The organism is Streptomyces sp. NPDC028331 (genome assembly GCF_055565775.1).
Genome location: NZ_JBVHTR010000005.1, coordinates 25,439 through 35,965 on the forward strand (window position 1 = coordinate 25,439; position 10,527 = coordinate 35,965).

The following is a 10,527-nucleotide window of genomic DNA, read 5'->3' on the forward strand; positions in this document are numbered from 1 at the left end:
GGAGACCCGTCCCGGCTCCCGGTCAGGCCACGAACGTGCGCGGCGCCTCCGCCGGCCCGGACGCGCCCGTCTCGACCAGGCGGGCCGCGGCCGCCAGCCGGACCGCCGCCTCCTCCGCCACCGCGCCGCCCACCGTGAACGGCAGCCGCACATAGCCCTCGAACGCGCCGTCCACCCCGAAGCGCGGCCCCGAAGGCACCCGGACGCCGACCCGTTCCCCGGCCTCCGCGAGACGGGACCCCGACAGGCCGCCGGTGCGCACCCACAGCGTCAGGCCCCCCCGAGGCACCGAGAACTCCCACGTCGGCAGCTCCTTGCGCACCGCGGCGACCAAAGCGTCCCGGTTCTCGCGGGCCTGGGCGCGCCGCAGGTCCACCGCCTGCTCCCAACCGCCCGTGCTCAGCAGCCAGTTCACGGCGAGCTGCTCGAGGACCGGAGTGCCCAGATCGGCGTAGGCGCGGGCCGCGACCAGGCTGCGGACGACATCGGGGGCGGCCCGCACCCACCCGATGCGCATGCCCGCCCAGAACGCCTTGCTCGCCGAGCCGACGGTGATGACGGTCGAGCCCGCCGGGTCGAAGGTGCTCACGGGGCGCGGCATCTCGAGCCCCTCCTCCAGATACAGCTCGCTCATCGTCTCGTCGACGACCAGGACCGTCCCGGCGGAGCGGGCCGACTCCACCAGGCGGCGGCGCTGGTCCTCGTCGGCGAGCGCGCCCGTCGGATTGTGGAAGTCGGCGACGACGTAGGCGAGCCTGGGCGCGGCCTCCCGCAGCACCTGGCGCCAGCGGTCCAGGTCCCAGCCGCCGAGCCCCTCGGCCATGGCGACGGGGACCAGCCGGGCGCCCGCCTCCCGCATCAGCTGGAGGATGTTGGCGTACGACGGCGACTCGACGGCGATGCGCTCGCCGCGCCCGGCGAACAGATGGCAGATCGCGTCGATCGCGCCCATGGCGCCGGTGGTCACCATGATCTGCTCGGGCATGGTCGGGATGCCGCGCGCCGTGTAGCGGTCGGCGAGCATGGAGCGCAGCGCGGGCAGGCCCGCCGGGTAGTCGCCGTGCGTGTGCGCGTACGGCGGCAGCTCCTCCAGGGCACCCTGCACGGCGCGGGTCAGCCAGGGCTCGGGCGCGGGCAGCGCGGCACAGCCCAGGTCGATCATCGAGCCGAGCGCCTCGGGCGGCAGCGGTTCCAGGCCGCGGGCCGGCAGCGGGTTCCCGGCCGGCACGGCGGTCCAGCTGCCCGCTCCGCGGCGGGACTCCAGGAACCCCTCGGTGCGCAGCGCCTCGTAGGCGGCCGCGACCGTCGTACGGCTCACCGACAGGGCGAGCGCGAGCTCCCGCTCGGCGGGCAGCCGGGCCGCGACCGGTACCCGGCCTTCCAGGACGAGCAGGCGGATGCCGTCCGCGAGCGCCCGGTAGGCCGGCGGGCGGCGGCTGCCGGGGCCCGCGGGGCGGTCCTGCTGGGAGGTGAGCAGCCGGGCGAGCTGTGCCGCACCCACCGCCGAGGTCCACTGCGCCATGATTCCCAGTCCACCTTCCCGGAATTGGCCATGGATGACATCTCTTTCCAAGCCACAGAGTGACATGCGTCAGGCCACTACCACCACAGGGGGGCACGTTTTGTCTGCCGACTCGCCGGGCGACCCGTCGATTGACACGTCCATGAAGAACCGTCACGGGCGGCGGCTGTTCCAGCTCTACGCCGGTCTGGCGCTCTACGGCGCGAGCTCCGCCCTCCTGGTGAGGGCGGGTCTCGGCCTGGAGCCCTGGAACGTCCTGCACCAGGGTCTGTCCGCACTCACCGGGCTCAGCATGGGCGTGGTGCTGACGATCGTGGGCGCGACCGTCCTGCTGTTGTGGATCCCGCTGAGGCAGCGCCCGGGACTCGGCACCGTGTCCAACGTCCTGGTGATCGGTTTCGCCATGGACGCCACCCTGGCCGTGCTCCCCGAGGTGCGCGCCCTGACCGTGCGCGTGCCCCTGCTGGTCGCGGGCGTGGTACTGAACGGCGTGGCGACCGGCCTGTACATCTCCCCGACTTCGGTCCCGGACCGCGCGACGGCCTGATGACCGGACTGCACCGGCGCACGGGCCGCTCGATCCGGCTGATCCGCACCGCCGTGGAGATCACCGTCGTCGCGACCGGCTTCGCCCTCGGGGGCACCGTCGGAATCGGCACCGCCGTGTACGCGCTGTCCATCGGGCCGCTCGCCCAGTTCTTCCTGCGTGTGTTCGCCGTCCCCGCGGCATCGGGGCGCAGTACGGTCGTTGCCGCCGGGCAACCGGAGCGCGCGATACTGCGTCGGTGACCACCCTCATACGCCACCCGTACCTCGACCATCCCGGTCCGATCCCCTTCGCCCACCGGGGCGGAGCGGCCCAGGGGCTGGAGAACACCATGGCGCAGTTCCGCCGGGCGGTGGCGGCGGGCTACCGCTACATCGAGACGGACGTGCACGCGACGGCCGACGGGAAGCTGGTGGCGTTCCACGACGCGACCCTGGACCGGGTGACCGACGGTGCGGGCCGGATCGCCGACCTGCCCTGGGCGGACGTGCGCCACGCGCGCGTGGCGGGCAGTGAGCCGGTGCCCCTCTTCGAGGAGGCGCTGGAGGAGTTGCCCGATGTGCGCTGGAACGTGGACGTCAAGGCGGAGCCCGCGCTGCGGCCCCTGCTGGACCTGATCGAGCGCACCGACTCCTGGGACCGCGTCTGCGTCGGCTCGTTCTCCGAGGCCCGCGTCGCGCGCGCCCAGCGCCTGGCCGGGCCGCGCCTGGCGACGTCGTACGGCACGCGCGGTGTGCTGGGCCTCAGGCTGCGCTCCTGGGGAATCCCGGCGGCACTGCGCCGCTCGGCGGTCGCCGCCCAGGTGCCGGAGTCCCACTCGGGCGTCCCCGTGGTCGACCACCGCTTCGTACGCACCGCCCACGCGCTCGGGCTGCAGGTGCACGTGTGGACGATCAACGAGCCCGAGCGCATGCACCGGCTCCTCGACCTGGGTGTGGATGGCATCATGACCGATCACATCGGCACACTGCGCAAGGTCCTCGAAGACCGGGGCACCTGGGTCTGAGCGCCCCGCGCACGATCACGTTCCACGGGGAAGCGAGGGCACGGGTGGGCACCGACACCGTGCGGGCACAGGCCGGCGACGAGGCCGCCGAGCGGCGGCGCGAACAGCGCGGCTGGTACTTCTACGACTGGGCGTGCTCGGTCTATTCGACGAGCGTGCTGACCGTGTTCCTCGGGCCCTACCTCACCTCGGTCGCCAAATCCGCCGCGGACGCGGACGGTTATGTGCATCCGCTGGGCGTTCCGGTGCGCGCGGGCTCGTTCTTCGCCTACTGCGTCTCCGCCTCCGTGGTCGTGGCGATCCTCGTGATGCCGCTCGCCGGGGGGGCGGCCGACCGCACCGGCCGCAAGAAGCCGTTGCTCGCCCTGTGCGCCTACCTGGGCGCCTCGGCCACGACGGGCCTGTTCTTCCTCGACGGCGACCGGTATCTGCTCGGCGGTCTGCTGCTGATCGTCGCGAACGCGTCGGTGGCCGTCTCGATGGTGGTCTACAACTCCTATCTGCCGCAGATCGCCCCGCCCGAGGAGCGCGACGCGGTGTCCTCGCGCGGCTGGGCCTTCGGCTACGCGGCCGGTTCGCTGGTCCTGATCTCGAACCTGGTCCTGTTCACGGCCCACGACTCCTTCGGCGTCCGGGAGTCGACGGCGGTCCGCATCTGCCTCGCCTCGGCGGGCCTGTGGTGGGGCGCCTTCACGCTGATCCCGCTCAGGCGCCTGCGCGAGCGCCGCAGGACGTCCACGGCACCGGCGGTGCACGGCTGGCGGCAACTGGCCGCCACGGTCCGCGACATGCGCCGCACCCCGCTCACCCTGGCCTTCCTGCTGGCGTACCTCGTCTACAACGACGGCATCCAGACGGTGATCTCACAGGCGTCGGTGTACGGCTCGCAGGAGCTGGGTCTCGGCCAGTCCACACTGATCGCCGCCGTGCTGCTCGTCCAGGTGCTGGCGGTGGGCGGCGCGCTGGGCATGGGCAGGCTGGCCCGGAGGTACGGCACCCAGCGCACCGTCCTCGGCTCGCTGGTCGCCTGGACGGTGACACTCGGCGCCGGCTACTTCCTGCCCGCGGGCGCGCCGGCCGGGTTCTTCGCGCTGGCGGCCTGCATCGGGCTGGTCCTCGGCGGGAGCCAGGCGCTGTCCCGGTCGCTGTTCTCGCATCTCGTCCCGCCCGGCAAGGAGGCCGAGTACTTCTCCGCCTATGAGATGAGCGACCGCGGCATGAGCTGGCTGGGCCCGCTGCTGTTCGGGATCACCTACCAGCTCACGGGCAGCTATCGGGACGCGATCATCTCTCTGGTGGCGTTCTTCGTCCTCGGGTTCGTGCTGCTGGCCCGGGTGCCGGTGCGGCAGGCGGTGCGCGACGCGGGCAATCCGGTGCCCGAGAGGATTTAGCGTCTGACGGCAAAGGGCGGTAGTGTACGCGTTTGGCCTGCCAGGCGTACCGTTACTGCGCGTCAAAGGAGCCGAAACGCTGGGTGACATCTGCTAGCAGATGTGACAAACCGGGCGCCGGTGGGTACAACAAGGGGCGGCTACGACGGCGACGCATGACCCGGAACGGGACTCGGAACGGGAATCTTTACCGCCGACCGGACGTTGACCGGATGACGACGACAGCGACACCTGTCCTGTGGGCGACAAGCCCGGGAGGCACGATTCATGAGTGAGCGAGCTCTTCGCGGCACGCGCCTCGTGGTGACCAGCTACGAGACGGACCGCGGCATCGACCTGGCTCCGCGCCAGGCCGTGGAGTACGCATGCGAGAAGGGGCACCGTTTCGAGATGCCCTTCTCGGTCGAGGCGGAGATCCCGCCGGAGTGGGAGTGCAAGGTCTGCGGTGCCCAGGCGCTCCTGGTGGACGGCGACGGTCCTGAGGAGAAAAAGGCGAAGCCCGCGCGTACGCACTGGGACATGCTGATGGAGCGGCGCACCCGTGAGGAGCTCGAAGAGGTTCTCGAAGAGCGTCTCGCGGTTCTGCGGTCCGGGGCGATGAACATCGCGGTGCACCCGCGCGACAGCCGCAAGTCCGCGTAGCCCCTCCGGGGGCGGCCCGGTGAACAGCGCGCGCCGGTTATCAGTGGGCGCCGTACGTTGCATGACGTACGGCGCCCGCTTTTTCGTTCGCGCGGTGTGCCGGGGGATCCGGCGAGTGCGCCGGGGCGGGGGGCTCCCCGACGGCCCCACGGCAGGCCGTCACCTGGTCAGCGGCGGACGCGGCTCCGTGGACGTGCCCGTGGACGGGTCCGTGGCATCGTCCCTGATGACCTCACCCTGGACGACCTTCCCGTCGGGGCGGTGGATACGGGCCTGCTGGAAGGCGTCACCGAGTCCACCGTAGGGGGACTCGCGGAGCTTGCGGTCGATCGTGCGCTCCGCATACCGGCCGACCGCCCTCTGGACCGGTGGGAGCAGGAGCAGCAGGCCCACCACGTCGGAGATCAGACCCGGCAGCATCAGCAGGAGGCCGCCGAGCATCATCAGGCCGTTGCCGCCGCTCCTCGACGGGGACCCGCCCCGCTGCAGCGCCTCGTTCAGGTTCCGGAAGGCGCGGCGGCCCGCCCGCTTGATGACCACGGAGCCGAGCACCAGGCCGGCGACCCACAGCAGGAACACCGTGAACCCGCTCGTGGCACCCGCGACCACGGTCAGCAGCCAGATCTCCAGCACCAGCCACGCCGCGATGCCCAGCGGCAGGAAGGTGCGCAGCCGGGAGCGGCGGGGCCGGGCCATGGTGCGGGGAGAGGTCGAAGCGCCAGTCGTCATGCCCCCAGTGTGCCCGGACCCGGCTCAGTGCGGGATAAGGGCGTTCCGCGGCACCCGTGGCCCGCCCGTGCCCCTACCGACGCGTCTTCCTGCCCCGGCCCAGAACCTTGCCGAAGCGCTCCTCCGCGCCCCACGCCGTGACGCGCCACAGCGCCTCCACGACGATGTTCCGGCTCATCTTGGAGTCGCCGAGCTCCCGCTCGACGAACGTGATCGGCACCTCGACGACGTGGAAGCCGGCCTTGACCGCGCGGCGCGCCAGGTCGACCTGGAAGCAGTACCCCTGGGAGGCCACCTCGTCGAGGCCGAGGCCCTCGAGGGTCTCGCGGCGGAAGGCGCGGTAGCCGCCGGTGATGTCGCGCAGCGACAGTCCGAGCGCCAGACGCGAGTACGTGCTGCCGCCGCGGGAGAGGAACTCGCGGGACTTGGGCCAGTTCACGACCCGTCCGCCCGGCACCCACCGGGAGCCGAGGACCAGGTCCGCGCTCTTGAGCGCGGTCAGCAGCCGCGGCAGCTCCTCCGGCTGGTGGGAGCCGTCGGCGTCCATCTCGACCAGGACGCCGTAGTCGTGGTCCAGGCCCCAGCGGAAGCCGGCGAGGTACGCGGCGCCCAGCCCTTCCTTGCCCTTGCGGTGCATGACGTGGACGTGATCGTCGTCGGCCGCGAGTTCGTCCGCGAGCTTGCCTGTGCCGTCGGGGCTGTTGTCGTCGGCCACGAGGACATGCGCCTCGGGCACCGCCGACCGCACTCGGCCGACGATCGTCTTGATGTTCTCCGCCTCGTTGTAGGTCGGAATGATCACCAAGGCGGTGCCGAGCGGACCGAACTGCCTGCCCTGGGCTCCTGCCCCGAGGGTCCCGTCGCCGTGGTTCACTGCTGCCCCTTCACATCCGTACGCAGACGTCCACCATAGTGGCCGCCACATGGGCCATCGTGACAGCACGTTCGTATGGGGGTGTCGATTCCACAAGAGATGGGTAAGGATACCGTTTCCTGTCGTTCGCACTGCCGACGGGTCCCGGTCGACCGGACCGGAGCCCACACGGTTGCGGAGCCGGGCCCGATGAGGCCACGACCCGGCCGACTGCGGATCGGGGCCCGGCGCCCTTCGGGCCGACCTGGGACCCGCTGGCTGCGGATCGACCGAAAGCCGTTGTCTACTGGACGTCCGGGCCCCACCCGGGTCACACCCTGCCGACCGACCGGAACGTTGCCCTCGCCGTGGCGCGGGCGCTGAGCCTGGCTCCCAGTGGTGATGCGCCGGCGCGCGGCACACCATCCCTGACCCAGCGGCGTTCGGGCGACTGCGCGGAGGTTCCCCGGCCGGAGGTTTCGGTGGTGGACCCGGCCGAACCTACCGGCCCCGCTCGGCTCACTGTCAACAGCGGTCCTACCTGCGGGTCTTCGGCGAACGGCCTGGTCGGAGCGGAGGATACGCAGGTCGCGCGACAGGGTCCCGGCCGGTGACCGCCGCAGCGCCACCCCAGGAGATCACTCGCCCGGCCGTACGTACACGGTGCGGCCGCCGACCACGGTGCGCAGGCAGACGGGAAGGTCGGCGCCGGGGGTCAGATCGGGCAGTCCGGGGGTTCCGGAGCGGGGGTCGGTGGACCAGCGGGCCACCCGGTCGTCGGGGGCCTGGACGACGAGTGCGTCGGTGCGCCACACGGCATAGTCCGCGGGGGCGCCCGGCACCAGGACCCCCGCGTCGTCCCGTCCGATCGCCCGCCAGCCGCCGCGCGTGTGCGCGGTGAACGCGGCACGTACGGAGACCCGGTGTTCCGGCGTGCGGTGGAACGCCGCAGCGCGGACCGTACCCCACGGGTCGAGCGGGGTCACCGGGCTGTCCGAGCCGAACGCCAGCGGGACGCCGGCGCGCAGCAGCGCCGCGAACGGGTTCAGCGTGCGGGCCCGTTCGACGCCGAGGCGTTCGGCGTACATGCCGTCCTCGCCGCCCCACAGTGCGTCGAAGGCGGGCTGGACCGAGGCGGTCAGGCCCAGTTCGGCGAAGGCCGCGATGGTCTCGGGCGTGAGCATCTCGACGTGCTCGACACGGTGACGGGCGGCGCGGATCCGGCCCAGGCCCACCTTCTCGGCGGCGGCGCGCATCCCTTCCACCACGGCGGTGACGGCGGCGTCGCCGATGGCGTGGAACCCCGCCTGCATCCCGGCCTCGGTGCAGGCGACGACGTGTGCGGCGACCGCGGCGGCGTCCAGGTAGGCGGTGCCGGTGTGGGCGGTGTCCGCGTAGGGCTGGTGCAGACAGGCGGTGTGCGAGCCGAGGGCGCCGTCGACGAAGAGGTCGCCCGCGGCTCCGAGGGCGCCCAGCTCCCGGGCCTTGGTGACGTCCTGCTCGGCCCAGTAGCCGACGACGCGCGGCCCGGGCTCCTCGGCGGCGAGGCGCAACAGCCCGGTGAAGTCGTCCTGGGAGGAGATCTCCGGCCCCGCGCACTCGTGGAGCGAGCCGATGCCCAGGGAGGCCGCGTGGGCGAGGGCGGTGCGCTGGGCCTCGGTGCGCTGGGCGGGGGTGACCGCGGCGAACGCGGCGGCGCGCACGGCGTGGTGGGCTTCGCCGGTGAGCGGCTCGCCGTCCGTGAAACCGGGCGTGCCGCGCACTTGCGGGGTCAGGTCCAGCAGGGCGGTGGTGGCGACGGCCGAGTGGACGTCGATGCGGCTGAGATAGAGGGGACGGCCACCGGTGGCCTCGTCGAGTTCCTCGCGCCGGGGCGCCCGCCGTTCCGGCCAGCGGGCCGCGTCCCAGCCGTGGCCGAGCAGGACCCGGTCGTCCGGCCGGGCGGCGGCGAAGTCCCGTACGAGGGCGAGGGCGGCCGGCAGGGACGGGGCGCCGGACAGGTCGAGACCGGTGAGCGCGAGGCCGGTGGCGGTGGTGTGCACGTGCGCGTCGGTGAACGCGGGAGTGACGAGGGCGCCGTCGAGGTCGATCACCTCGTCGGCGCCGCCCGCGAAGGCGTCGGCGGCACCCTCGGAACCGACCCAGGCGATGTGTCCCGCCTCCACGACCATCGCGGTGGCGAAGGGATCGGCGGGGCTGTGGACCTCTCCGCGGCGCAGGAGGACGGTCTTCGGCTCGGCGGTGCGCTCACTCATGGGCAACAGTGTCGCCCCTGGCACGACGGGCTCCGCACGGAGGTCGATCAGATCCGGGGCGGCCGTGCCTCGTACGGGGTGGACAGGACCACGGTGGTGCGCGTCGAGACGCCCGCGAGGGTCCGCAGCCGGGCCAGCAGCTCCTCCAGTTCGTGCGGCGTCGCCACGCGCACCTTGAGGATGTAGTTCTCGTCGCCCGCGACGCTGTGGCAGGCCTCGATCTCGGGGACTCCGGCGAGGCGTTCGGCGATGTCGTCGGGGGCGCTGGGGTCGAACGGCTTCACCGAGATGAAGGCGGTCAGCGGCAGGCCGACGGCCTCCGGGTCGACGACGGCGGCGTACCCGCGGATGACGCCCCGCTGCTCCAGCCGGCGCACCCGCTGGTGCACGGCCGACGTGGACAGGCCCGTGGCCTTGCCCAGGTCGGTGTAGCTCATCCGCCCGTCCTTGACGAGCAGCTGCACGATCTGTCGGTCCAGCTCCTCCATGGCGCTAGAACCTACAGTGCGCCCTGACTCCGCGGATACCTCAGCGGCGCAGGTCATACCCGGTTTGTGATGTTGGTGCGAGCGGTCTGTGAGCCGCCCGGGTGACCCGTGGCCGTACCGGGCACCTGCGAGTGGCATGTGACGAACGCCATAGTTCTCGACCAGGCTTCGTGATGCTCTCGTGATTACCCCGGATACGGGACGGGAAGTGCTTGCTGTGGTCGAGGCCGCAGTGCCTTGTCGGCCCAGCCCGAGGGGGAGAAACCCATGCAGAATCCCAAGCGCCCTGGTCGTACCGTGCCCAAGCGGCAGCAGCCGGTCGTCGAGCCCGAGCCGGAGGGCGTCGAACCCGTCGACGACGAGTTCGACGCGTACGACACCTTCGAGATGTACCGGGTGATCTGCCCGGACTGCGCGCAGCCCATCGCGCTCCTGGCGGACGAGGAGGTCCTGCCCGAGCACGCGCTGTGCGCCTCGCCGTGGAACCCGTTCGGTCTCACGGTCTGCTCGGGCACGGGCCGCGCGGCGGCCGAGGCGCGCCCCGCGGACGAGTCCGTGGAGCCGCAGGAGCAGGACGCCTCCCTGCTGCTGACGCTCCCTCAGGGACTCGACTGGCGCACGCAGCCGTTCTCGCACGTCGGCGGCCCGGGCTCACGCCCGCTGCGGGTGCCGGTGTTGCGCCGCCAGGCCGCCTGACGCGCCGCGAGCGCCACCTCCTCCCCGGCCCGTTGCGGCCCCGCTTCCGGTGATCGCCCCGCGCCCTGGCACCGAGGCTTGCCGAGGTGCGGGACCGGTGCGTCGGACCGGGGAGACACCGGCCGCTTCCCGATGGTGCTCCGCGGAACTCACGCTCGATTAGCGGGGCCGGTGACCTCGGCGGGCGTCGGGACGTTGCTCCGTGCATGAGCCCCACATATTCGGCGGCCGGGCCCCGGCGGCCGGTGTTCGTTCCGGTACCGGGGGCGGCGCTGCCGCCGCCGCAGCCGCAGGACCCGCCCACCTCCCGCGCGCTGATGTGCACCTGGGCCGACCGCGGGTGCACGCTCCCGGGGCGCCACGATCCGGGATGGGTGCGGCTCGCGGTGCCCCCAGCC

10 protein-coding genes and 1 pseudogene are annotated in these 10,527 nt (G+C 72.6%); 6 read left to right on the plus strand and 5 right to left on the minus strand.

What is annotated here, in order from left to right; genetic code table 11:
- Positions 1–22: 22 nt before the first annotated feature.
- The gene (locus ACZ4SW_RS08105; RefSeq protein ID WP_468239491.1) at positions 23–1,522 is read right to left on the minus strand and encodes an SCO1417 family PLP biosynthesis transcription factor; all 1,500 of its coding nucleotides are present in this window, start codon (positions 1,520–1,522) and stop codon (positions 23–25) included.
- Positions 1,523–1,664: 142 nt separating this feature from the next.
- Between ACZ4SW_RS08105 and yczE the strand changes: the two are divergent.
- From yczE to ACZ4SW_RS08125, 4 genes and pseudogenes are all read left to right on the plus strand, one after another.
- Positions 1,665–2,311: pseudogene (yczE, locus tag ACZ4SW_RS08110) on the plus strand (membrane protein YczE).
- A complete protein-coding gene (locus ACZ4SW_RS08115) occupies positions 2,308–3,075 on the plus strand; it encodes a glycerophosphodiester phosphodiesterase (RefSeq protein WP_468239493.1) in 768 nt (255 codons plus the stop codon). The pseudogene yczE and the gene ACZ4SW_RS08115 overlap by 4 nt, the downstream one beginning before the upstream one ends.
- A gap of 44 nt (positions 3,076–3,119) precedes the next feature.
- On the plus strand, positions 3,120–4,466 hold the full coding sequence (locus ACZ4SW_RS08120) for an MFS transporter (RefSeq protein WP_468239496.1): 1,347 nt from the start codon (positions 3,120–3,122) through the stop codon (positions 4,464–4,466).
- Positions 4,467–4,733: 267 nt separating this feature from the next.
- Positions 4,734–5,108 (plus strand): RNA polymerase-binding protein RbpA, encoded by a 375-nt coding sequence (locus tag ACZ4SW_RS08125; RefSeq protein WP_003977404.1) that lies wholly within the window; start codon positions 4,734–4,736, stop codon positions 5,106–5,108.
- A gap of 159 nt (positions 5,109–5,267) precedes the next feature.
- Here the strand turns inward: ACZ4SW_RS08125 and fxsA are convergent, their stop codons facing one another.
- From fxsA to ACZ4SW_RS08145, 4 genes are all read right to left on the minus strand, one after another.
- Positions 5,268–5,837, minus strand: coding sequence for an FxsA family membrane protein (gene fxsA, locus ACZ4SW_RS08130; RefSeq protein ID WP_468239498.1), 570 nt, complete (start codon positions 5,835–5,837; stop codon positions 5,268–5,270).
- A gap of 73 nt (positions 5,838–5,910) precedes the next feature.
- A complete protein-coding gene (locus tag ACZ4SW_RS08135; protein ID WP_468239501.1) occupies positions 5,911–6,711 on the minus strand; it encodes a polyprenol monophosphomannose synthase in 801 nt (266 codons plus the stop codon).
- A 617-nt stretch (positions 6,712–7,328) separates the two neighbouring features.
- Positions 7,329–8,945 carry an amidohydrolase gene (locus tag ACZ4SW_RS08140; RefSeq protein ID WP_468239503.1) on the minus strand — a complete coding sequence of 539 codons (1,617 nt, stop codon included), beginning with the start codon at positions 8,943–8,945 and terminating at the stop codon, positions 7,329–7,331.
- Between the two features lie 47 nt (positions 8,946–8,992).
- On the minus strand, positions 8,993–9,433 hold the full coding sequence (locus ACZ4SW_RS08145; protein WP_103842293.1) for an Lrp/AsnC family transcriptional regulator: 441 nt from the start codon (positions 9,431–9,433) through the stop codon (positions 8,993–8,995).
- 267 nt (positions 9,434–9,700) lie between these two features.
- Between ACZ4SW_RS08145 and ACZ4SW_RS08150 the strand changes: the two genes are divergently transcribed.
- A complete protein-coding gene (locus ACZ4SW_RS08150) occupies positions 9,701–10,129 on the plus strand; it encodes a hypothetical protein (protein WP_468239505.1) in 429 nt (142 codons plus the stop codon).
- A gap of 206 nt (positions 10,130–10,335) precedes the next feature.
- Positions 10,336–10,527: hypothetical protein (locus ACZ4SW_RS08155; RefSeq protein ID WP_468239508.1), on the plus strand; the 192-nt coding region annotated here is incomplete at its 3' end.

Coding starts and splice junctions, on each gene's coding strand:
- ACZ4SW_RS08150 (WP_468239505.1), top strand. CDS start 9,701: ATGCAGAATCCCAAGCGCCCTGGTCGTACCGTGCCCAAGCGGCAGCAG.
- ACZ4SW_RS08105 (WP_468239491.1), bottom strand. CDS start 1,522: ATGGCGCAGTGGACCTCGGCGGTGGGTGCGGCACAGCTCGCCCGGCTG.
- ACZ4SW_RS08140 (WP_468239503.1), bottom strand. CDS start 8,945: ATGAGTGAGCGCACCGCCGAGCCGAAGACCGTCCTCCTGCGCCGCGGA.
- ACZ4SW_RS08125 (WP_003977404.1), top strand. CDS start 4,734: ATGAGTGAGCGAGCTCTTCGCGGCACGCGCCTCGTGGTGACCAGCTAC.
- ACZ4SW_RS08145 (WP_103842293.1), bottom strand. CDS start 9,433: ATGGAGGAGCTGGACCGACAGATCGTGCAGCTGCTCGTCAAGGACGGG.
- fxsA (WP_468239498.1), bottom strand. CDS start 5,837: ATGACGACTGGCGCTTCGACCTCTCCCCGCACCATGGCCCGGCCCCGC.